This window comes from Pararhizobium capsulatum DSM 1112, assembly GCF_030814475.1.
Lineage (GTDB): Bacteria > Pseudomonadota > Alphaproteobacteria > Rhizobiales > Rhizobiaceae > Pararhizobium > Pararhizobium capsulatum.
Map to the genome: position 1 here is coordinate 2776602 of NZ_JAUSVF010000001.1, position 20812 is coordinate 2797413.

The window sequence follows — 20812 nt, forward strand, 5'->3', positions numbered from 1 at the left end:
GTTTCAACGATCAAAAACGGGGCTGCTCCTTCTGGGATCAGGCCCGTTGCCTTTTCAGGCCCGGACCGGCTACCACATCGTCTTTGCAGCGCGCTCCGGCCATTCGCGATCATAGGTATCGCTGTCGAAATCTGCCTTGGCAGCCTTCAGCAGGTCGCCGGGTGTCGGCAGCACTTTGGGGTCAGTGAACCGCTCCGGATTCCACAGCTGCGAGCGGATCAATGCACGAGCGCACTGGAAGTAGACCTCCCCGATCGTCACGATTATCACGCTGCGGGGGTTCTTGCCGTCGACGTGAAAAGCCTGAAGCAAGGCTGGATCGACGCTGATAACGGCCGTCCCGTTGATCCGCATCGTCGTGTTGGAGCCGGGAACGAGAAACAGCAGCGCAACGCGCGGATCGCGAACGATATTGGCAAGCGAATCGACCCGGTTGTTGCCGCGCCAGTCAGGCAGCAGCACCGTACGGTCATCGGCGATGCGAACAACCCGCTCGTCGTCGCCACGGGGTGAGCAGTCCAACCCTTCGGGCCCAACGGTAGCCAGGGCAGCAAAGGGCGAAGCTTCGATCATCTTTGCGTATTCGCGCGTCAGCGTCTTGGTCACCTTCACGAGGGATGCTTCGCTGGTGCCGCCATAAAGCGCATTCAGCTCCTCGACGCTGCGAATGATGGTCACCCTTCAGCTCCCTGATTATTCGTCATGTATTCCGTTGTTTGACGGCCCAAGATGACAGGCTGATGACGTCGCATGATCGCCTCAAGGGGTTGTGCGATCAACGGGGTCGCTCGGCTTTGTCCCGGGTCATGCCCTTTTCCGCAAGCGCTGCCTCATAGACCGCAAAGAGCTCATCGCCCTTTTCGCCAAGTTCGCGCAGATAATTCCATGTGAAGATGCCGGTGTCGTGCATGTCGTCGAAACCGATCCGGACAGCGTAGTTGCCAGTCGCCGTCATCGTGAGAATGGCAACGTTGCGCTTTCCGGGAACGGTAACACCCTGCCCCGGCCCATGCCCCTGCACCTCGGCTGAAGGCGACAGGACACGCAACATTTCTGCGGAAAGCTCGAAGGAAGCACCGTCATTGAAGGTCACCGTCAGCCGGTGCCTGTCCTTGGAAACCCGCAACTCCGTCGGCCATACATCGCTCATCCGGCGCCCCTTCCGCATCCCGCATAGACCGGCTGATTCCGGCCCGGCAAGACGCCAGTACCCCAATTCTGCGGATTTGGACAGCATGGAGCCTTTAGCTTCATGACGCGTAACACTCTTTCAGGTTTCCTGATATTGTGACTTGTCAGTCGATCTCCTATGTCGGTTGCTGGCCGTCCGGCTTGCGCCCACACAGGATACTGATTTTATGAAAGTGATGCGATTTCCGATCCGACGCCTTGACGCGGCCGTTCTGTGAACGACATTGTCGTCCAGGGAGTAAATTGGTGAACACGGTAACATTCGACAGGCACGGCGCCGCGCCCCTCAAGGATCTCAGCGCCCCGATGATTGATCCCTTCGGGCGGGCGGTTACCTATCTGCGTGTTTCCGTTACCGATCGCTGCGACTTCCGCTGCACCTATTGCATGGCGGAAAACATGAACTTCCTTCCCAAGAAGGACCTGCTGACGCTTGAGGAACTGGATCGCCTCTGTCGCGCCTTCATCGCCAAGGGCGTGCGCAGGCTGCGCCTGACCGGCGGCGAGCCTCTGGTGCGCAAGAATGTGATGTTCCTGGTGCGCTCGCTGGGGCAGAAGGTGCATTCCGGCGAACTTGACGAATTGACGTTGACGACAAACGGTTCGCAGCTGTCGCGTTTTGCCGCCGAACTCGCCGATTGCGGCGTTCGCCGGATCAACGTTTCCCTCGATACACTCGACCCGGACAAATTCCGCCGCATCACCCGCTGGGGCGAATTGTCGAAGGTACTCGAAGGCATTGATGCTGCTCAGGCCGCCGGCATCCACGTCAAGATCAATGCGGTTGCGCTCAACGGCATCAACGACGGCGAAATTCCGGACATGCTCCGCTGGGCCCATGGCCGCGCCATGGACCTGACCCTGATCGAGACCATGCCGATGGGCGAAATCGACGAGGACCGCACGGACCACTATATGCCGCTCTCGCAGATGCGCGCCCGTCTCGCGGAAGAGTTCACGCTCCGTGACAACGCCTATCGCACCGGCGGCCCCGCCCGCTACCTGACGGTTGAGGAAACCGGCGGCCGCCTTGGCCTCATCACGCCGATGACCCATAATTTCTGCGAAAGCTGCAACCGCGTACGCCTCACCTGCACCGGCACGCTCTACATGTGTCTTGGCCAGAACGACGCCGCCGATCTTCGAACCGCGCTGCGCGCCTCGGAAGACGACGCCTATCTTTCCCGTGTCATCGACGAAGCCATCACCCGCAAGCCCAAGGGCCACGACTTCATCATCGACCGCACCCACAACCGCCCCGCCGTCGCCCGCCACATGAGCGTCACCGGCGGCTGACGCTCCGGAACAAAGTGCAAGGCTGAACGTTCGCATCCATCACCAACGGAGGCGGAACGATGACGGACGCCGTCGAGACATTGGTTCGCAGCAGCTTCGATTGTTACATGACGATGGACCGAAGCCGGATGGAAGCCCTTCTCGCTCCCGATTTCACCTTCACCAGCCCCTATGACGACCATATTGATCGCGCGACCTATTTCGAACGATGCTGGCCGGCGGCTGGCAGCTTCGAATCCCTCGATATCCGCCATCTCGCCATGTTGGGCGACCGCTGCTTCGTGCTTTATGACGGCAAGTCCCACCGCGGAAAACTCTTTCGCAACACCGAACTTTTCACGATCGCCAATAGACGCATCCGCTCTGTCGAGGTCTTCTTCGGCCTGCCACCGGGCGGCCCGGTCCAGAAGGCGTCTGACTGATCTTTCGGTATGCAAAAGGCCTGCGTCGCTGCGCGGCCTTTTCGCTTTGCAAACGATCGAAGCAGCTATTTAAGCAGCATAGCTCCGGCCATAGCCCACCGGCTGAACCCGCGTTCCCGTCTTGAACCGTTCGATCTTCTCGTTGAGCGTATCGACCTGCTGGCGCAGGCCGTGGATTTCGGCCGTGTTTTCCTCGACCATCGCAGCATTCTGCTGGGTCAGCAGTTCGACTTCATGAACCGCCTGGTTGACTTCGTTGAGCCCGCGATACTGGTCTGCAGCAGCGGCCTCGATGTTGCTCACCAGCTGGTGGATCGTCGAGATATGGTCGTTGATGACGGTCAGCGCATTGCCGGTCTCCTGAACCAGCTCGACGCCGCCTCGCACCTGCCGGGCACTGTCGGAAATCAGGCCCTTGATCTCGCGGGCAGCACCGGCGCAGCGCTGCGCCAGTTCGCGAACTTCCTGCGCAACCACGGCAAAGCCGCGCCCCGCCTCACCGGCACGGGCCGCCTCGACGCCGGCGTTCAGTGCCAGCAGGTTGGTCTGGAAGGCGATTTCGTCGATCACGCCGATGATCGTGCTGATCTTTTCGGATGAGCGATTGATCGCCGCCATCGCCTCGATCGCCTTGCTGACGACCTCGCCCGAGTGACGCGCATAACTATGGGTTTCGTCAACAGATACCGTCGTCTTGCGCGCGCTTTCGGCGGTCGAGCGAACGATCTCGGTAAGCTGGCGCAGCGCCCGTGAGCTTTCCTCAAGGGCGGCGGCCTGCTGCTCGGTACGACGGGCGAGATCGTCGGCGGAGGCCGAAAGATTGCCCGTACCACCGGTAATTTCGCCAGTGACGATACGAACATCCGTCAGCGTCGCACGCAGCGCTTCCACGGCGTTGTTGTACGTACGAGCCATCATCACGTAGTCCGCGCCCAGATCCTCCGCCATGCCGGCTTCAAGATTGCCGTCGGCAAGCTGGCCAAGCACGTCGGAGAGTGCGTTCAAAGCCTCGATCTGTTCGGCTTCGATCCGTGCACGTTCGCGGCTGCGCTTGGCCTCCTCTTCGGCTGAAAGCACGCGTGCTGCCTCGGCTTCTTGCTCAAGGCGAACGTTCTCGACAGCATTGTCTCGGAAGACGGCGACCGAGCGCACCATGTCGCCGATTTCGTCGCCGCGGTTGCGGCCCTCAATGGCAACTTCGAGATCGCCATTGGCAAGGCGGGTCATGACTTCGGTCACGCGCTTCAGCGGACCGCGCAGGGTTTCGACCAACATCAAACCGCCGATGATCGCGAGCAACGTACCGGCCACCATGGCGATGATCGAGACATTGGCCGAACGCTGGCTGTCCTTCTTGCCCGCTTCCTGTGCATTGCTGACGAAGCTTTCGAGCGTCTGGCTGGCGATAGCAACGAGATCGAAGGCTTCGGTCTTGCCGCCCTGCCAGCGCTCGCCGACGTCGATCAGCTGGGCAGAACCCGTGCCGATATTGGCGAGCGAAGGCGCAAGCTTGTCGGAGAGATCACGCAGTGCAGCGTTCTTGGCGCCAAGCTGGGAAAGTTTTCTTGCGGTTGCCTTCACCGCGGCGATATCGTCGGTTACGTGTCGACGGCTTTTGGCATCCAGCGCGCGGTGCAATTCGCTGATATGAAAGCGGGTCATGTCTAGACCCTTGAAGGTGTCGTTCATCAGCGAAATCAGCGTCTTCAGCGTGGTCACTTCGGCGTCCATGCCGACGAATCGCTTGGCAGCAGTGTCTGAGTTGACGGCGGCCTGCTTGGCAAAATCCGCTTCGAACTTGCTGAGCTTGCTGAGGGCAGGAATGAACTCGAGCTTCTTGGCTTCGTTGTCTTCGGCGCTTTTAAGCACGTCGCTGATCTTCTGCACTTCGGTCTTCAGCGCCTTGATCTGCTCCTGCACCTTCGGTGAAGCGATATGTTCGGCTTCCTCGATCTGCTTGAGAAGATGCGGCAGGAACGTGATGGCGGCACTGACCTTGGCATCGGCGGTCGCGCCGAGCGTCACAGGCAGACGGAATTTCTTGGTGCGTTCGGCAAGCCCCTGATAGGCGGCGGCATCGAACAGAAGTGCCTTGGCAAAGGCTTCCTTGTCATCCGATTCCTTGCGGATGATATCGACCTGACGATACGCGGCAGTTCCCTGCGCGGTCATGTCGGCCATTGCCGCCTCAAGAGAGGCCGTGACAACGTCGCGTTCGGTCTTGATCGCCCAGAGCTTTTCGGCCCGTGCAAGCATGGCCGGGCCAAGCGCCACCACCGGCTCGATCTTTGCCTTGTCAGCGCTTTCGACGAGCAGGCCGTTCAGCCGCTCGATACCAGCTTCCTGATCGGCGATCCGCGCCTTCAACTCATTGAGACTTTCACTCGTCGTCCGATCGGCAAACGTCTGCAAACCACTGCGCAACGCCTGGAAATCAGAGAGATTGTTGATGGTCTCGCGCGTGACCGTCATGTGGCCGTTCAGCGTGCTGGCCGTGAAATAGCCGACGAGACCTATACCCGCGATCAGGGCGACGAGGGGCACGACAAACAGCAGGACCTTTGTAACGATGCGCAGACGCTGCAGCGAACGATCGATCAGGGACATTCCAAACTCCATCTTTGGCAAACCGGACATTCCCGCCGGCCGCGTCAAGGACGGGCCTTGCGACCGATGCACGGGCGGGTGCGCGGTCTTTCTCGTGAGCAACGTCGGGGAAGTCGACTAACCCTACGTCAACCAGAATCGCATCATGCGACACCAAAGCGGAGTACCGCGACGATAGGTGTTGATACTTAATATTGTCTCAATAAAACCGGGACCTTAACCGCGAAAGTACAGGGCTTTCAAAGCAATGGTTCTTGGTTCTGTAGTCAAATCAGCAGCCTAAACTTTCACCTGTCTGCCTCGAAATGAAACAGGGTAGAATTCGCGGTTGCACAAAACGGATGCCGGTGCTTTACAGATATGCAACGTCGCCGCGTGCAAGCATCGGCCATGTAGTCCACAAGCAGCTCAGCGGATGCCGGCAGTGCCGGCCAGGAATTGGAAATGCAATCTTCGGCGAATTTGCGCGGCGCAATTTTCATGTGCCTCGCCATGGCTGGCTTTACCGTCAACGATGCCCTGGTGAAATCGGTTACCGGCGTCATGAATGCGGGCCAGATCATGCTCGTGCGGGGCGCGATGACCTCCGTTCTGGTCCTCTTGCTGGCGCGCCATTTCGGCGCCTTCCGTTCCCTTCGCCTTCTGCTCAGCCCGATCATTGCGCTTCGCATCGTCGCGGAGGTGATTGCGTCCATCACCTATATTTCGGCGCTCGGCGAAATGCCGCTCGCCAATGCCTCGTCGATCCTGCAGGCGCTGCCCCTGGCCGTCACCTTGGGCGCCGCTCTTTTCCTGTCGGAGCCTGTCGGCTGGCGGCGCTGGCTCGCCATTCTCGCGGGCTTCGTCGGCGTCCTCATCATTCTGCGCCCAGGTCCTGAAGGTTTTACATCCGCAGCAGTCGCCGTCATCGCCTCGGTGGTCGCAGCTGCCACCCGTGACCTCTCCACTCGCCGCATCGCCGCCGACATCCCATCGCTCTTCATCTCCGCGACAACCGCGGTCATCATCACGCTCACCGGTGCAGTGCTTGTCCTGCCGCTTGGTGGCTGGCAGCCGATGACCGGGACCTCGGTGCTTCACCTTGCCGCCGCAAGCCTGCTGCTGCTCGTCGGATACCAGTGCATCGTGCTTGCCATGCGCCATGGCGAAATCGCCATCATCGCCCCGTTCCGCTATACCAGCCTGATCTGGTCGATCGGTATCGGCGTCCTGTTCTTTTCCGAATCCCCTGACATCTGGACGATGATCGGCGTCGGTATCATCATCGCCTCCGGCCTTTACGCCTTTGCCCGCGAAAACAGCCGCAGGCTTGCTGCGCGGCGCCTTTCGGGCGAATAAGCACGGGATCGCCGTAAGGATACCAATGCAGGAAGAAACCAGCCTCATCAAACCACCAGGCTTCATTCTCGCAGGCGGCCTCTCCTCCCGTATGGGAAGCCCCAAGGCGCTGGCCATCCTCGGCGGCGAAACGCTGCTCGCCCGCGCCGCCAACCGTCTGGCGCCACAGGTGAGCGCTCTGCACCTGAACTGGAACGGCCCGATCCCGGCGGAAGGCCTTTGCGGGTTCTCTCCAGTCCCCGACGAGATCGGCGGCCATGCCGGCCCGCTCGCCGGCATCCTCACGGCGATGAGGCACATAGCGCGCATCGATCCGGCCACGTCCCACGTCGTCACCGTTCCGATCGACGCGCCGTTCTTCCCGCTGGACCTCGTGGCAAGGCTAAAGGCGGCTATACGCTCAGAGGAGGACATTGCCATCGCCTTTTCGGAAGGTAACATGCATCCTGTCTTCGGGCTCTGGCCCGTCGTGATCGCGGATGACCTTGAGAATTTCCTTGGTAACGACGACAAGCGGCGCGTACGGGCTTTCATTGCTCGACACCCCATGATCGCCGTAAACTTCGATCCGCCAGAAGAGACCGATAGCCCGCTCAGGCCGTTCCTCAATCTGAATACGCCGGAGGAACTGGCATGGGCAGGGCAGATGCTGCCAAACCAGGGATAGCGCCACGATGACGACACCAAAGATTTTCGGAATCGCCGGCTGGAAGAATTCCGGCAAGACCGGCCTTGCCGTCCGCCTCGTTACGGAACTCACCCGCCGTGGTTACCGCGTTTCGACCATCAAGCACGCCCATCACGATTTCGATATCGACAAGGTCGGCGCCGACAGCTACCGCCACCGTCAGGCCGGCGCCCATGAGGTAACTATCGTCTCCGGCACCCGCTATGCCATCATGCACGAACTGCGCGGCGCGCCCGAGCCGAGCTTTGCAGAAATCCTCGCCCGCCTCGCTCCTTGCGATCTCGTCTTGATCGAGGGCTACAAACGCGAGCCGATCCCCAAGATCGAAGCCCGCCGCCTGGAAGCCGCCAACCGCGAACCGCTGGCTCCCACCGACCCCCATATCCTCGCCATCGCTGCCGATCATAAGATCAGCGACACCAATCTCGAGATCTTCGATCTCGACGACACAGTGACCATCGCCGATTTCGTGGAGCGCGTGACCGGGCTTAAGTCGGCATAACCTGCCGAAGCGGTAAAAGGACGCGCAAACTCTTGGTCTATAGAGGAGACGCCCGCCGTCGCGATGAAATCCAACCAGCAACGCAATCAAATGCATCCCGTGGACTCTCACCCTTAACAGGATGCGGAAAAAGGCGCTTGCTGCGAGCGGACTGCCGTGATTCCATGCCCGAGTGATTGGCCGGCAGGAGCAGGACATGCGGGGCAGTGATATCCAGACGGCGGGTCTGTTTTCTTATGTGAGCTGCGAAGCACGCGTTCCGACAAGCCATCCGCTGCGGGCAATCCGCGCGATTGTCGACGAGGCACTGGAAGTTCTGTCGCCTGATTTCGAGGCGATGTATTCAGCGATCGGCCGCCCGTCGATCCCGCCGGAGAAGCTTCTGCGCGCCCTGTTGTTGCAGGCTTTCTACACGATCCGCTCGGAGCGCCAGCTCATGGAGCAGATGGACTACAATCTGTTGTTCCGATAGTTCGTCGGCTTGTCGATGGACGCGCCGATCTGGGACGTCACCGTGTTCACCAAGAACCGTGAGCGGCTCCTGGCTGGCGACATCGCCGCCAAGTTCCTGGCCGCATTGCTGAGCCAGCCGCGAGTTAAGGCTCTCTTGTCAGACGAGCACTTCTCGGTGGACGGCACCTTGATCGAAGCCTGGGCCAGCATGAAGAGCTTCAAGCCCAAGGACGAGACTGATGGTGACGGTGATGACAACAACGGCTCCGGCGCTGACGCGAACAAGCCCGCAAAGGCTACGGCACGCAACCCTGAGCGGGATTTCCACGGCGAGAAGCGCAGCAACGCAACTCACGCGTCGACCACCGACCCGGATGCCAGGCTTTACAAGAAGGCCCGTGGGCAGGCGGCCAAGCTTTGCCACATGGGCCACGTCACCCTGGAAAACCGCAACGGGCTGGTTGTCGACGCCACGCTGACCCATGCGACAGGAACCGCAGAGCGCGAGGCTGCACTGGATATGGTGGGCCGCATGGATGGTCGTCATCGCATCACATTGGCTGCAGACAAAGCCTACGATACGGCAGACTTCGTTGCCGCCTTGCGGGATATCAAGGTGACGCCACACGTTGCTCAGAACACGGCGAACCGACGCTCAACCATCGATGGTCGTACCACCCATCACCCCGGCTACGCTGTCAGTCAGCGCATCCGAAAACGCATCGAAGAGGTATTCGGCTGGGCCAAGACCAGCGGCGGAATGCGCAAGACCCGCCATCGCGGAAAGGATCGCGTCGGTTGGATGTTCACCCTGACAGCGACGGCTTATAATCTGGTGAGGCTGCCAAAGCTGCTGACGACGGCATAATCGCGCCCGCAATCCGCCGAGACAGGGCGGATGACGACAAAAGGACCGAAAAGGCCGCTGAAAAAGCCTCATCCCCGCTCGTCTTCGAACCGTCTAGCGAGGATCGGTAGAAAAATTAGCGCTATTTCCGCAACCTGTTAAGGCCGGTTAGGCTCCGCGAGATCGTATCCAGCGATGGTGGGAAAAATGGAACTCCTTGTTCGTCGCCTGAGCAGCCAGGACGTAGAGGTCTTTAAGGACCTCCGGCGAGAAGGTTTGATATTGGAGCCCGCAAATTTCGAATCTTCAGCGGAGGAAGAGGCCACTATTGATGACGAGGAATGGAGCGCCCGATTGTCACGCGGGGGTACTTTTGGTGTGTTCGATGCCGACGAGCTTGTTGGCATCGCCGGTTTCCGTGCCGAATCTGGTGCCAAGACTGCTCACCGCGGACACCTTTCCAGTGTCTACGTGCGGCCGAAGGCTCGCGGCAGCGGTGCCGCAGGGCTGCTGATGAAATCGGTGATCGAGGCAGCAAAGCGCGATGTCGCCTTCCTCTACCTGGTTGTCACTCAGAGCAATGCACGGGCAATTCGCTTCTACGAGAAGCATGGCTTCGCCGCATATGGTCGTGATCCCGGCGGCTTGCTTGTCGATGGAACGTTGTACGAAGACTGCCTGATGGTTTTGCAACTGCGCAACCCGATTTGCTGACGCAACAATCTCTCAATTCACCGTGCCGTCACTGCCGTCCTCGGTCGCATCATCGAGCTTGGCGAAGCTGTATCCCTTCGCCTTTAGTGCGAGAATGCCCCGCGCCACGCCCTGCCCTGCAGCATGGGTCGGCTGGTTGATATGGGCGATGATCACGTCGCCGTCGCGCGCTGATCGAAACCGCTTCTCTGCCCCGGCTGCGCCCAGCAGCGAACCATCGTCGCCATTGACGGAATAGCCGGCGATCCGAAAGCCGAGCATGCGGATTTCGGCGATGGAACTCAGCGTATATTTCGCCGTCGCGCCGCGGTACCAGTGCGGCTCCAGGCCGCGCTCGCGCATGGCCGCGGCCCCGCCCTCGACTTCGGCCGCAACAGCCTTCGGGCTGCCGCCAGCAGCGATACCATAGATCAACGCCGGCCGGTCCACCGGCGGAACATGCATGGCGCCGTGGTTCTCGATTTCGAACAGGTCCGGATGCGCCTTCATAACCGCCAGCGCCGCATCGTTTCGCCTCAGCCAGCGCGCCGTAACGAAGATCGTTGCCGGAATGGCATTGTCGACCAGCGTCTGCAGGATGCGCATGTCCGTCTGGCCGCTACAGGCATCGAAGGTGAGCGCAACCCGCGGCGCATGCCCTTTGCCTGAAGGCTGGATCTTCAGCGCAGGCTCCGACAGGCGGCTCGGTGCCGCAGCGGCGGGAAAAGCAGCCGCGAGGGCAACAAGCAGGACAAGCTGTTTCATAGCGGCGACACGGGCTCAGCGATGGAAGAAAAACAAAAACAGCCCGGCGAAAAAGCCGGGCTGCATCTGCCTATACCGTTCGGCCGTTTACGACCAGATCAATTCTGTGCAACCGGCCTGACAAGCGGGGTTACGCGACGAATTGTCACCCGGCGGTTCTGCTGCTCGGCACCGTCGGTGCGGATTTTCAGATACCGTTCGCCATACCCCTGGGTCACGAGGTTCTCCGGCGGAATGTCGTAAACCTCAGACAGCAGCGAGGCGACCGATTCGGCCCGCTCGTCCGAAAGCACGAGGTTGGAATCGTCCGAGCCGACCGCATCCGTATGCCCTTCGATGAAGAAGGTTTCGCCCGGATCCTTGTCGATGACTTCGAGCATGGCGTCGGCCACCTTGCGCAGGGTCTTGGCCTGCGACAACGGCACTTCGGCACTGCCCGTGGCAAAGGTGATCGTATCGAGATCAATACGGCGCACCTTGTCGCGGATACGGGCCGAGTTCTTCACCTCGTCGATCGTGTAGGTCCGCTCCACCTGTTCCACCGGCGGCTCGGCCAGGAAGTCGTAATAGTCACGATCCGGCTGGCTCGACGTGTCGATGATGTAGTCGCGAACCGGCACGCGCAGACGCATCGGCGGCAGATCGTCGCCCACGTCCACCATCGGCGGGCGCGGGCCTTCGTCGGCTTCCGGCGCGTAGATCATCAGGTACTCGCGCCCGTCCTGATCGATACGCGAACGCTGAACGATATCACCATAGCGGTTGTAGATCGTCACGACACGAACACCATCGCCACGCTCGATGACCTCGCGGGTGCGACCGCGCGGCAGCTCCTCGTAGTAGGTATCACGGGCATCACGGCGCAGGCGCGGGCGGTCATCGCTGCGCACGATCACCTGGTCACCGAAGTCGATGACCGTCCGGTTGTTGCGGCCTTCCTCGATACGCGGACGTTCGCGGTTGTTGCCCGTAAAGGCATCGATCAGGTCGGGCAGACCGAATTCCGGTACAGTGTCGATCCGGCGCCCCTTCTCGTTGATCGCTTCGCCAAGCTCCTCACGGGTCGGCCTGCGATCACGACGCTTGGACTGCGCTTCGGCGTCCGACTTCGGAACCTCGACCTTGTCCTCTTCCACACGGGTCTGTTCGCGCTGCTTTCTGCGGTGCTCACGGGCATCGTTGCCGCCCCGGTTATCGGCGTCCTTGTCGCTGTCGAGAACGGCTGCACCATTATCCGTCGGAAGCACGACCGTCTCGCTGGTCTTGGAGGGATCTTCGGCGATCTTTTCCTTTTCAGCTTCCGTGCGGGTGTCCTTCACCTCCGGCCGTGGCTTGCGCCGATCGCCGGGCTTGCGGCCCTCTGCATTCTCACCGTCGATCGCAGGGCGCAATTCGCCGTCGGTCGCGGGCTTTGCCTGGTCGCCCGTGGCCGGCTGCTCCTGATTCTGCTCGGCATCCTGAAGCTTGCGGCGCTCCTCGCGGGCACGCTTGCGTTCCTCGGCAGCCTTGGTCGCGTCGTCGATAGCGGGCTTGGCTTCGTCGGCCGGGGCCTGCTCCGTCGGCTTGGCGGTCGGAGCCTCCTGCTGCTGCTCTTCGGCTTTTTGACGCTTGAGCTTTTCCTCGCGCGCCTTTTTGCGCCGCTCCTGCGTGGCCTTGTCCGCACCATCGTTCTGCGCCGGCTCGGCCTGTGCGGGTTTTTCCTCGGCCGCAGGCTGCTGTTCCTGCTGCTCGGCATCGCGCTGCTTGCGACGCTTGTTTTCCTGCGGCTTTGCAGGCTGCTCTTCGGTGGGTTGGGCTTCCTTTGGCTGTTCGGCTGCCGGTTGTTCCGCGTCCTGTCGTTTCTTGTGCTTCTTTTCGCTCGGCGCCGGCTGCTCTTCGGCCGGCTGAGCTTCCTGCTGCTGTTCTGGCTGCGCTTCCGGCTGCGGCTCGGCATCGCGCTGCTTGCGACGGCGCGGCTTTTCCTGCGGTTCTTCGGCAGGCTGCTGCTCAGGCGCCGCCTGCTGCTGCTCCGGCTGGGCCTCCTGCGGCTGTTCTTCAACCTGCTCGCGCTTCTTGTGCTTCTTGCGCAAGAGCTCTTCAGGCGCCTGTTCGCCGTCCGGCGCCTGGATGCTTTCTTCCTGTGCGATTTCGAAAGGCTTTTTCAGGCTTTCGGCAAGCGCCGGTTCAAAAACAAGGGAGACAGACAGAACGGGAAAGGCCACCGTTGCAAAAAGTCTGGATCGCTTGATCATCGTGTTTCCTCCTGTGCGGCCGGCATCGATGGCAGAGGTCTGCCGATCCGACTCGTATTTCTGACGTCTTACTGCGGACGCCCGGTGGCTGATCCATGGCGCCAATCCCAGGCACTCGCATCGAACCGTCATCCGTTCTAGGGAAAACCGGATTAACTCGCGATGAATGCGCCGTTCATCGAGCCGTGAGATAGGCGCACCAACGCTTTCGGCCAGCACGCGCACGCCGTCTTTTAACGAAAATCGCTGGAATACCCCTGTTTTTCTGTTGATTTTTGTCTTTGAAGCGTAGGAATATCCAATGAGACCGGCCCAAGAGAGGCCGGGCTTATCGACATCCGAACAAGAGAAATAATCGGATGCTCGCCAACAGAGAGGATCAAAATGCGTATCTCCAAACGTTTCGCTGGCGCCGTTTCGGCAGCCGTTTTCGCGCTGATGGCCACCTCGGCCATGGCCGACGGCGAAAAGATCGTCATTGGTACGGAAGGCGCCTATCCGCCCTTCAACAACCTGGAAGCCGATGGAACGCTCACCGGTTTCGACATCGACATCGCCAAGGCGCTCTGCGAGCAGATGAAGGCTGATTGCACCTTCGTGACCCAGGATTGGGACGGCATCATCCCGGCTCTCATTTCCAAGAAGTTCGACGCGATCATCGCCTCCATGTCGATCACGCCGGAGCGCAAGGAAAAGGTCGACTTCACCAACAAGTACTACAACACCGGCCCGGCCATCGTGGTGCCGAAGGACTCGACGATCACCGAAGCCACCGAAGACGCGCTCGCCGGCAAGACGCTCGGCGCACAGGGGTCGACGACCCACGCCAACTATGCAGAGGCGCATATGTCGAAGTCCGAGCTGAAGCTCTACCCGACCTCGGAAGAGTATAAGCTCGACATCGCCAACGGCCGCATCGACGGCGTGATCGACGATATCGTCGTCCTCTCGGAATGGCTGAAGACCGAAGACGGCGCCTGCTGCAAGCTGCTCGGCGCGCTGCCGATCGATCCGGTGATCAACGGCGAAGGCGCCGGCATTGCCGTTCGCAAGGGCGACGACGCGCTGCGCGAAAAGTTCAATGCGGCCATCGACGCCATCCGCGCCAACGGCAAGTACAAGGAAATCAACGACAAGTACTTCGGCTTCGACGTTTACGGCGGCTGATTATACGCACAGCCACGGCGAACCTTCGACAAAGCCGTGCAAGGCGCAGAAAATGCAACGGCGGGAGGCTTGTCCTCCCGCCGTTTTTGTTTGACAACAGCTAGATAAGAAGAAGCTCAAAGACTTCTCAAGCATGCGCGCAAAAGTGTGAAGCGGTTTTGCGAAAACAGCATGCGAAAAACAAAAAACCAAAGCGCGCACGCGCTTAGGGGGCTTCGAAGGGGAATAATCTGGTATGAGCGGAATTTTTACCGCCATTTTTTCAGCCGTATCCTGGCTCGGATCGCTGATAAATCCGCTGTGTGGTCCAATCGGTATATTCCGCCTGTTTGGTTCGGATAGTCTTCTCGCCTGCAGCGATGTTGGCTGGGGCGACGAGATCGCCTATGGCTTTGGAATAACCGCGTCGCTTGCAATATGCACGCTGCCGGTCGGCCTGTTCTTCGGTTTCTTCATCGCGCTTGCGAAGCAATCCGGGGAGAAGTCGCTGCGGCTGGCGGCCAATATCTACACCACCATCTTCCGGGGTCTTCCGGAGCTCCTGACACTGTTCATCGTCTATTACGGCCTGCAGATCCTCGTGCAACGGTTGCTTGCCTCGGTCGGCTATGAAGGACCGGTGGAGATCAATGCCTTCTTCGCAGGAATGATCGCGCTCGGCGTCGTCTTTTCAGCCTATTGCTCGGAAGTGCTGATGTCGGCCTTCAAGGCGATCCCCCACGGCCAATATGAAGCCGGCGACGCGCTTGGCTTTCACCGCGGCAAGACGATGCGCCTCATCGTCCTGCCGCAACTTATCCGCATTGCGCTGCCGGGCCTTGGCAATCTGTGGATGGCCCTGCTCAAGGATACAGCACTCGTCTCCGTTATCGGCCTGCCGGATATCCTGCGCCAGACGGGGGTCGCGGCCCGTGTCAGCAAGCAGGCCTTTGAATTCTTCGGTGTCGCCTGCCTGCTGTTCCTCATTCTGGCCATGGCGTCGTCCTTCGTCTTTTCGGCGCTGGAACGCTGGGCCAAGCGGTCGGAGGTTGCCCGATGAGCGTGATCGAAACCATGATCCCCCCGCAGCCCGCCCCGCCGGAGGCCATGAAGGCCTATACCGTCCAACGCTTCTTCGGGCGTGCACTCCTCGGCGTCTGGCTTGCCGCCTCGGTCGGCGTTTTCATGATCGTCGTTGATGGCTGGGACCCGGCAAAATTCACGAAATACGGACCGAGCTTCGTCTCCGGTCTCGGCGTCACCCTTCTTCTCGTGTTCTGCTCCGTGTCGCTCGGTGCACTGATCTCGCTGCCGCTCGCGTTTGCGCGCATGTCGAAGAACAGGGTTCTGTCGTGGTTCGCCTACGGCTACGTTTACTTTTTCCGTGGCACGCCACTGATCACTCAGCTGTTCCTCGTCTATTACGGGCTTGGCAGCTTCCGCCCGGAGCTTCAGTCGATCGGCATGTGGTGGTTCTTCCGCGAGGCGTGGAACTGCGCTCTGCTCACTTTCACGCTCAACACCGCAGCCTATCAGGCAGAGATCCTGCGGGGCGCAATCGAAAGCGTACCGCGCGGCCAGCGTGAGGGTGCCGCAGCGCTCGGATTGCCCGGCAGCATTGCCTTCTTTAAGGTCATTCTGCCGCAGGCGATGATCGTGGCGCTTCGCCCCTATGGCAACGAGATCATCCTGATGATCAAGGGCTCGGCGATCGTCGCCATCGTCACGGTCTTCGACCTGATGGGTGAAACCCGGCGCGCCTTTTCCCGGACGTTCGACTACCAGATGTATATCTGGGCAGCGATCCTCTACCTCATCATGGTCGAGCTTCTGCGAAACCTCTGGGCATGGCTGGAAGCGCGCCTGACACGGCATTTGAAGCGATGAAGCCACACAAAGACTTGGCAGCACTCCACAGTGATGACTGCCAAGTCTTTGGGATAAAAGAATTTTTTCATCCCACTCCATAACATTAGCAATAGATTAACCGCTTCAGTCGTTCTCTTATAGGGACCATCACTCCGCAGGATGAGAGGTCACATGGCAAACGACTTGGAAATGCAGATGAAGGGATACGGCCTCACCACGGCCGAAATCCTCTACCGCATGCCGGATCATCAGAAACTGCTGCAGAGCTTCGTCTGGCAGCACTATGACCTGGCCCCGGACTTTCCGGAGATGAAAAGCTTCCTGAAATTCTGGCGCGAAACCCTGGACGGTCCGCTGCACTCGGTGCGCTTCGTTCACCGCCAGCTGATTTCAGCGTCGGACTGGCGCGCACTTCAGGGCGAGTTCATCATCAACTGACAGACCGCGCGCCCCCGCATGGCGATCAGACATGCACCTCGCCATGGGCAAGCTCGCCCTCTCCCGGCTCGCGATGAAACGCGCCATAGGTGAGAACGGCGTAGAAGCAGAAGACCAGCCCAAGGACCGGCCATCCCGGGATGGGTCCGAGGCTGGCATTGGCGGCGACGTCGCTTAAGCCCTCGATGAAGCGGGTCGGGCTTCCATCCGGTTGCAGCGTCGGCGAGGTAATCTTCAATCCCCAGGCCAGGGCGAGGATGATGTACATCCAGTAGTAATTGCGCCGCAGACGCCGACAGATCGCTTCGCGGTAGCTCATGAGAAACGCCGGCCGGCGCAGGCTGGCAGCAATCGGGGCCGCCCAGTTGATGGAACCGGTGCCTTGCGGCGACAATATCTGCGCGAAATACCCCCGCTCCAGCTGCCGCACCCGGGCGCGATAGACGTCGAAGAACCGGTAGCGTCGCGCTTCGATATAGAGAAGCAGCGAAACGAGAAGCATCGCGAACAAGAGCACGCCATGATGGGACGAGGGTGTCGAGAGCGAGACCGAAAGAAGCGCGGCAACCACGGTGATCGCCCAGTTCGAGGTCCGGTCGATCCGGTCGCGCCAGCCTGCCATGCGCGCCATCTCGCCGCGATAGTAGTGCACGACCGCCGTCAGCGTCTCGGAGGAATTCGCCGGCAGGGACGGACTTTTCGGCTCCGCACCATCCTTGATCAGCCCAAGCGGGCTCAGCTCCATGGCCATGGCATCTCCTCCCGATACTATTGTTTTCCGCATCATGCGCTCGTTTGGGGCATCAATAAACGCCTTTCTGCGGTGGTTTTCGCCGCAAATCCGGCTTTTGGATTGCCAAATGCGACCGGGAGCCGTAAACACCGGCCATGCAGAAGATTGACGAAGAAGCCCTCGCCGAAGCCTACAACCGCGCGCTCGCCCTGGAGAAATCCGGCGACGTCGAAGCGGCAGTCAAGGCTTACGCGGAAGTCCTGGCCATCGACCCCGAGGACCATGGCGGCGCTGCCGTGCGCATCGCCTCGATGGGACGTGGCGAAACGCCCGACAAGGCCCCGGACGCCTACGTTGCGACCCTGTTCGATCAGCATGCCGAAGTGTTCGAGGATGTGCTCGTCGAACAGCTGCAATATCATGTGCCGATGATGGTGCGCCAAAGGCTGCAGGCCATGAGCCTCGGCCCCTTCGAAAAGGCGCTCGACCTCGGCTGCGGCACAGGCCTCACCGGCGGCGTCCTGCGCGACATGGCTGACGATATCACCGGCGTCGATCTCTCCGAAAACATGGTCGAGATCGCCCATGACAAGGATGTCTACGACACGCTCTATGTCGCCGAAGTCGTCGATTACCTCGAAGACAATGAAGACGGCCCCTTCGACCTGATCACCGCCACCGACGTTCTGCCCTATCTCGGCGGCCTTGAAGGCCTGTTCTTCGGCATTGCCGAAAACCTCAATGCCGGCGGTCTCGTCATCTTCTCGAGCGAAACCTTGCCCGAAGAAGCGCTCGCAGGCCGCAATTTCATGGTCGGTCCGCATCAGCGTTTTGCCCATTCCCGTGCCTACGTCGAAAAACGGCTTGGCGAAATCGGTTTCAATATCCTCGAAGTTGCCGATATCACCGTGCGTCTCGAAGAAGGCGAACCGATCGGCGGCCACCTTGTGATCGCGCGCTTCCTCGGCGAAAAGGCCTGATCGACCTTAGAGGGTCGATCTGCCCCCTGAGCGACGGCGTGCTCTTTCTTCTCCCCGGCGGGGAGAAGTTGGCCCAAAGGGCCGGATGAGGGGGCGGCTGGCTCGGAATATCAGGCGAATACCCCTGCTCCACTGCTTTCGAAGTTCCGCTGCGGCAAGACTTTCGCGCCGACCTGCCCCCGTCTTTTACCCTCGCATCTTCCTTGCTCTGCCCGCATCGGCTAAAGCGATAGCCAGCAAGCATGCAGTCTCGGGAGAATTGGAATGGCGAAAGTTGCGTTTATTGGTCTTGGCGTGATGGGTTATCCCATGGCCGGTCACTTGAAAGTCAAGGGCGGCCATGATGTCACGGTCTATAACCGCACATCAGCCAAGGCGGAAAAATGGGTCGCTCAATTCGGTGGAAAATCTGCGCAAACGCCTGCCGCGGCTGCCGATGGTGCCGATTTCGTCTTCTGCTGCGTCGGCAATGACGACGACCTGCGCTCCGTCACGATAGCCAGGGATGGTGCCTTCGAGACTCTGAAGGCAGGCGCTGTCTTCATCGACAACACCACCGCTTCGGCCGAGGTAGCCCGTGAACTCGACACCGCCGCAACCGCCCGCGGTGCCCATTTCATCGACGCCCCGGTCTCCGGCGGCCAGGCCGGCGCAGAAAACGGTCTTTTGACGGTAATGTGCGGCGCTACCCCCGAAACCTTCGATCGAGCACGCCCGATCATCGATGCCTACGCCCGCATGGTCGGCCTGATGGGTCCCGCCGGTTCCGGCCAGCTCTCCAAGATGGTCAACCAGATCTGCATCGCCGGCCTCGTCCAGGGCCTTGCCGAAGGCATCCACTTCGCCAGGAAGGCAGGCCTTGACGTCGAAGGTCTCGTTGACGTCATCTCCAAGGGTGCCGCAGGCTCCTGGCAGATGGAAAACCGCCACAAGACCATGAACGCCGGAAAATACGATTTCGGCTTCGCCGTCGACTGGATGCGCAAGGATCTGGATATCGTGCTGACCGAGGCCCGCCGCAACGGCGCCAAGCTGCCGGTAACCGCACTGGTCGATCAGTTCTACGGCGACGTCCAGGCCCTCGGAGGAAACCGCTGGGACACGTCCTCACTGCTGGCACGGTTGGAGAAATAAAGAGACAGGAAGCCTGTTTAACAGCTTCGGTTAATCCAGGCATCGCCGGGATCAATATCCAGCGCCGATGAGACACAAGCGTGAAATTGGTGGTCGAGCGGATGGGTGGGATCAAGCCCGGTAAAGACTATATCGCGATCGACCAGTTCGAGCTTCTTTGCCGGCTCTTCTCCACTGTTGTCGTAAGGCAATACGGCATCGCAAAGAGGGATTGCTCGTCCAAGATTGTGGAAACATCGGCTGTAACGGCGGCGAATGACATCTTCAGGGATGTCATGACCACCGAGTTGAACACGTTGACGAACGCGGAGAACATGCAGATCGATGGTAGCCAGTGCGATAAAGACGAGAAGGATACGGTATCCTCTCTCCTTTGCGCCCATAATTATCTTCAACGAGCTTTCACTGCTAAAGGTCTCACGATCGTGGAAAAGAGAAGTGATCCGACGCAAGACTTCCCTACCAGCCGGTAGCGAAACACGTTCAGGCTGATCGGGATCGATCTTGCGAGCGTTCAGATCAGCATTGATGAAAACACCAGGAAAGAGAAAGATATCCTGAAAGCTGGATTTCCCGCCGCCATTAGGCCCCGCCAGCACGACGAGTTCAGGCGTGTCGCTCGCCATTCTTGCCGCCGTCAACTGGTGATTTCATATGGCGCAATTTCTGTCCATCCGGCCGAAGCTCAACCACACCCGCATTGCATCGAGCATCATTGATGTAAAACACCGACACATCTCCCTCCCGTGCGGCACGACGCGCCTCGGCTGAAATAATCAACAAGCTTTCGCGGTGGTGAAGTCTTTCGATGGCGTTCATGGTGGTCATGTTCTTGGAGACTTTCGCGGGACTACGAGCTTATATCTTCATATGCCCGCGAAAGGTCAAAGTTAAGAGCTCATATGAACCTGTACGGCGATCCGGCTATCGTCTCAATCCTCCGCAGACTTCGCCTGTTCGAGGATCATGTAGTCCAGCGGCAGCTGTGTCGTGTACTTGATCTGCTCCATCGCAAAGGCGGAGGAGACGTCGCGGATTTCGATCTTGGCGATCAGCCGCTTGTAGAAGGCGTCATAGGCGGCGATATCCGGCACGACGACGCGCAACAGGTAATCGACGTCGCCGCTCATGCGGTAGAACTCGACCACTTCCGGAAATTCCCCGATAACCTCGGAAAAGCGCTTCAGCCACTCGATCGAATGGGCGTTGGTGCGGATCGAAACGAAGACGGTGACCTTGGTGTTGATCTTGACCGGATCGAGCAGCGCGACGCGCCCGCGGATCACGCCTTCCTCTTCCATCTTCTGGATACGGCGCCAGCAGGGCGTAGTGGAAAGACCGACCTTCTTGGCAAGATCGGCTACGGCGAGTGTGGAATCCTCCTGCAGAAGACGCAGGATTTTGCGATCGAGACGATCCATCGGTGAAGCCCCCTTCGAATATTATTCCTTTCATAACGGGAATTTTCCCAAATGGAAG

21 protein-coding genes and 1 pseudogene are annotated in these 20812 nt (G+C 59.9%); 13 read left to right on the forward strand and 9 right to left on the reverse strand.

Translation table 11 applies throughout. The annotated features are described in order from the left end of the window. Positions 1–69 precede the first annotated feature (69 nt). Together QO002_RS13505 and QO002_RS13510 are read right to left on the reverse strand one after the other, a co-directional pair. On the reverse strand, positions 70–678 hold the full coding sequence (locus tag QO002_RS13505; protein WP_307230466.1) for a pyridoxamine 5'-phosphate oxidase family protein: 609 nt from the start codon (positions 676–678) through the stop codon (positions 70–72). A 97-nt stretch (positions 679–775) separates the two neighbouring features. Next, positions 776–1150, reverse strand: coding sequence for a gamma-butyrobetaine hydroxylase family protein (locus tag QO002_RS13510; RefSeq protein ID WP_307230468.1), 375 nt, complete (start codon positions 1148–1150; stop codon positions 776–778). Between the two features lie 347 nt (positions 1151–1497). Here QO002_RS13510 and moaA point away from each other — a divergent pair, with 347 nt between their 5' ends. Together moaA and QO002_RS13520 are read left to right on the forward strand one after the other, a co-directional pair. Further along, complete coding sequence (gene moaA / locus QO002_RS13515) at positions 1498–2487, forward strand: GTP 3',8-cyclase MoaA (protein WP_307233375.1); 990 nt, start codon at positions 1498–1500, stop codon at positions 2485–2487. A gap of 59 nt (positions 2488–2546) precedes the next feature. Continuing rightward, entirely contained in the window at positions 2547–2909 is a 363-nt protein-coding gene (locus tag QO002_RS13520; RefSeq protein ID WP_370878489.1) for a nuclear transport factor 2 family protein, read from the forward strand. A 69-nt stretch (positions 2910–2978) separates the two neighbouring features. Here QO002_RS13520 and QO002_RS13525 read toward each other — a convergent pair whose 3' ends face one another. Next, positions 2979–5516: a methyl-accepting chemotaxis protein gene (locus QO002_RS13525; RefSeq protein WP_307230470.1), complete on the reverse strand. Its 2538-nt coding sequence runs from the start codon at positions 5514–5516 to the stop codon at positions 2979–2981. A gap of 444 nt (positions 5517–5960) precedes the next feature. Here QO002_RS13525 and QO002_RS13530 point away from each other — a divergent pair, with 444 nt between their 5' ends. The 5 genes and pseudogenes from QO002_RS13530 (at position 5961) to QO002_RS13550 (ending at position 10058) form a co-directional block, all read left to right on the forward strand. Next, a complete protein-coding gene (locus QO002_RS13530) occupies positions 5961–6854 on the forward strand; it encodes a DMT family transporter (protein WP_307230472.1) in 894 nt (297 codons plus the stop codon). A gap of 25 nt (positions 6855–6879) precedes the next feature. Continuing rightward, on the forward strand, positions 6880–7521 hold the full coding sequence (mobA, locus tag QO002_RS13535) for a molybdenum cofactor guanylyltransferase MobA (protein ID WP_307230474.1): 642 nt from the start codon (positions 6880–6882) through the stop codon (positions 7519–7521). 7 nt (positions 7522–7528) lie between these two features. Further along, the gene (gene mobB / locus QO002_RS13540; RefSeq protein ID WP_307230476.1) at positions 7529–8044 is read left to right on the forward strand and encodes a molybdopterin-guanine dinucleotide biosynthesis protein B; all 516 of its coding nucleotides are present in this window, start codon (positions 7529–7531) and stop codon (positions 8042–8044) included. Positions 8045–8240: 196 nt separating this feature from the next. After that, a pseudogene (locus QO002_RS13545) lies at positions 8241–9365 on the forward strand (IS5 family transposase). Between the two features lie 186 nt (positions 9366–9551). Then, positions 9552–10058 carry a GNAT family N-acetyltransferase gene (locus QO002_RS13550; RefSeq protein ID WP_307230478.1) on the forward strand — a complete coding sequence of 169 codons (507 nt, stop codon included), beginning with the start codon at positions 9552–9554 and terminating at the stop codon, positions 10056–10058. Positions 10059–10070: 12 nt separating this feature from the next. On the opposite strand, the gene QO002_RS13555 is transcribed toward QO002_RS13550, so the two are convergent. Both QO002_RS13555 and QO002_RS13560 read right to left on the reverse strand, forming a co-directional pair. Next, positions 10071–10802 (reverse strand): polysaccharide deacetylase family protein, encoded by a 732-nt coding sequence (locus QO002_RS13555; RefSeq protein ID WP_307230480.1) that lies wholly within the window; start codon positions 10800–10802, stop codon positions 10071–10073. A 98-nt stretch (positions 10803–10900) separates the two neighbouring features. Further along, the gene (locus QO002_RS13560) at positions 10901–13033 is read right to left on the reverse strand and encodes an OmpA family protein (protein WP_307230482.1); all 2133 of its coding nucleotides are present in this window, start codon (positions 13031–13033) and stop codon (positions 10901–10903) included. Between the two features lie 384 nt (positions 13034–13417). Between QO002_RS13560 and QO002_RS13565 the strand changes: the two genes are divergently transcribed. From QO002_RS13565 to QO002_RS13580, 4 genes are all read left to right on the forward strand, one after another. Further along, positions 13418–14200, forward strand: coding sequence for an ABC transporter substrate-binding protein (locus tag QO002_RS13565; RefSeq protein ID WP_307230489.1), 783 nt, complete (start codon positions 13418–13420; stop codon positions 14198–14200). Positions 14201–14435: 235 nt separating this feature from the next. After that, positions 14436–15239 carry an ABC transporter permease gene (locus QO002_RS13570; protein WP_307230490.1) on the forward strand — a complete coding sequence of 268 codons (804 nt, stop codon included), beginning with the start codon at positions 14436–14438 and terminating at the stop codon, positions 15237–15239. Next, on the forward strand, positions 15236–16066 hold the full coding sequence (locus tag QO002_RS13575) for an ABC transporter permease (RefSeq protein WP_307230495.1): 831 nt from the start codon (positions 15236–15238) through the stop codon (positions 16064–16066). Before QO002_RS13570 ends, QO002_RS13575 begins: the two co-directional genes overlap by 4 nt. A 153-nt stretch (positions 16067–16219) precedes the next feature. After that, a complete protein-coding gene (locus tag QO002_RS13580; protein WP_307230497.1) occupies positions 16220–16486 on the forward strand; it encodes an usg protein in 267 nt (88 codons plus the stop codon). 25 nt (positions 16487–16511) lie between these two features. On the opposite strand, the gene QO002_RS13585 is transcribed toward QO002_RS13580, so the two are convergent. Further along, the gene (locus tag QO002_RS13585; protein WP_307230499.1) at positions 16512–17237 is read right to left on the reverse strand and encodes a DUF2270 domain-containing protein; all 726 of its coding nucleotides are present in this window, start codon (positions 17235–17237) and stop codon (positions 16512–16514) included. A 137-nt stretch (positions 17238–17374) separates the two neighbouring features. On the opposite strand from QO002_RS13585, the gene QO002_RS13590 reads away from it, so the two are divergent. Continuing rightward, a complete protein-coding gene (locus QO002_RS13590) occupies positions 17375–18199 on the forward strand; it encodes a class I SAM-dependent methyltransferase (protein WP_307230501.1) in 825 nt (274 codons plus the stop codon). Positions 18200–18463: 264 nt separating this feature from the next. Beyond that, on the forward strand, positions 18464–19333 hold the full coding sequence (locus QO002_RS13595; RefSeq protein ID WP_307230504.1) for an NAD(P)-dependent oxidoreductase: 870 nt from the start codon (positions 18464–18466) through the stop codon (positions 19331–19333). A gap of 17 nt (positions 19334–19350) precedes the next feature. On the opposite strand, the gene QO002_RS13600 is transcribed toward QO002_RS13595, so the two are convergent. The 3 genes from QO002_RS13600 to QO002_RS13610 form a co-directional block, all read right to left on the reverse strand. Then, positions 19351–19959, reverse strand: a complete 609-nt coding sequence (locus tag QO002_RS13600) for an ATPase (protein ID WP_307230506.1) — start codon at positions 19957–19959, stop codon at positions 19351–19353. Next, entirely contained in the window at positions 19940–20161 is a 222-nt protein-coding gene (locus tag QO002_RS13605; RefSeq protein WP_307230508.1) for a hypothetical protein, read from the reverse strand. The genes QO002_RS13600 and QO002_RS13605 overlap by 20 nt, the downstream gene beginning before the upstream one ends. Positions 20162–20265: 104 nt before the next feature. Continuing rightward, entirely contained in the window at positions 20266–20754 is a 489-nt protein-coding gene (locus QO002_RS13610) for an Lrp/AsnC family transcriptional regulator (RefSeq protein ID WP_307230510.1), read from the reverse strand. Between the last annotated feature and the right edge of the window lie 58 nt (positions 20755–20812).

Excerpts from the sequence above, each read along its gene's own strand:
- QO002_RS13525 (WP_307230470.1), bottom strand. The coding sequence starts at position 5,516 with ATGTCCCTGATCGATCGTTCGCTGCAGCGTCTGCGCATCGTTACAAAG.
- QO002_RS13595 (WP_307230504.1), top strand. The coding sequence starts at position 18,464 with ATGGCGAAAGTTGCGTTTATTGGTCTTGGCGTGATGGGTTATCCCATG.
- QO002_RS13510 (WP_307230468.1), bottom strand. The coding sequence starts at position 1,150 with ATGAGCGATGTATGGCCGACGGAGTTGCGGGTTTCCAAGGACAGGCAC.
- QO002_RS13560 (WP_307230482.1), bottom strand. The coding sequence starts at position 13,033 with ATGATCAAGCGATCCAGACTTTTTGCAACGGTGGCCTTTCCCGTTCTG.
- QO002_RS13550 (WP_307230478.1), top strand. The coding sequence starts at position 9,552 with ATGGAACTCCTTGTTCGTCGCCTGAGCAGCCAGGACGTAGAGGTCTTT.
- mobA (WP_307230474.1), top strand. The coding sequence starts at position 6,880 with ATGCAGGAAGAAACCAGCCTCATCAAACCACCAGGCTTCATTCTCGCA.
- QO002_RS13575 (WP_307230495.1), top strand. The coding sequence starts at position 15,236 with ATGAGCGTGATCGAAACCATGATCCCCCCGCAGCCCGCCCCGCCGGAG.
- QO002_RS13585 (WP_307230499.1), bottom strand. The coding sequence starts at position 17,237 with ATGGCCATGGAGCTGAGCCCGCTTGGGCTGATCAAGGATGGTGCGGAG.
- QO002_RS13600 (WP_307230506.1), bottom strand. The coding sequence starts at position 19,959 with ATGGCGAGCGACACGCCTGAACTCGTCGTGCTGGCGGGGCCTAATGGC.
- QO002_RS13610 (WP_307230510.1), bottom strand. The coding sequence starts at position 20,754 with ATGGATCGTCTCGATCGCAAAATCCTGCGTCTTCTGCAGGAGGATTCC.
- QO002_RS13555 (WP_307230480.1), bottom strand. The coding sequence starts at position 10,802 with ATGAAACAGCTTGTCCTGCTTGTTGCCCTCGCGGCTGCTTTTCCCGCC.
- QO002_RS13530 (WP_307230472.1), top strand. The coding sequence starts at position 5,961 with ATGCAATCTTCGGCGAATTTGCGCGGCGCAATTTTCATGTGCCTCGCC.
- QO002_RS13580 (WP_307230497.1), top strand. The coding sequence starts at position 16,220 with ATGGCAAACGACTTGGAAATGCAGATGAAGGGATACGGCCTCACCACG.
- QO002_RS13520 (WP_370878489.1), top strand. The coding sequence starts at position 2,547 with ATGACGGACGCCGTCGAGACATTGGTTCGCAGCAGCTTCGATTGTTAC.
- QO002_RS13605 (WP_307230508.1), bottom strand. The coding sequence starts at position 20,161 with ATGACCACCATGAACGCCATCGAAAGACTTCACCACCGCGAAAGCTTG.
- mobB (WP_307230476.1), top strand. The coding sequence starts at position 7,529 with ATGACGACACCAAAGATTTTCGGAATCGCCGGCTGGAAGAATTCCGGC.
- QO002_RS13565 (WP_307230489.1), top strand. The coding sequence starts at position 13,418 with ATGCGTATCTCCAAACGTTTCGCTGGCGCCGTTTCGGCAGCCGTTTTC.
- moaA (WP_307233375.1), top strand. The coding sequence starts at position 1,498 with ATGATTGATCCCTTCGGGCGGGCGGTTACCTATCTGCGTGTTTCCGTT.
- QO002_RS13570 (WP_307230490.1), top strand. The coding sequence starts at position 14,436 with ATGAGCGGAATTTTTACCGCCATTTTTTCAGCCGTATCCTGGCTCGGA.
- QO002_RS13590 (WP_307230501.1), top strand. The coding sequence starts at position 17,375 with ATGCAGAAGATTGACGAAGAAGCCCTCGCCGAAGCCTACAACCGCGCG.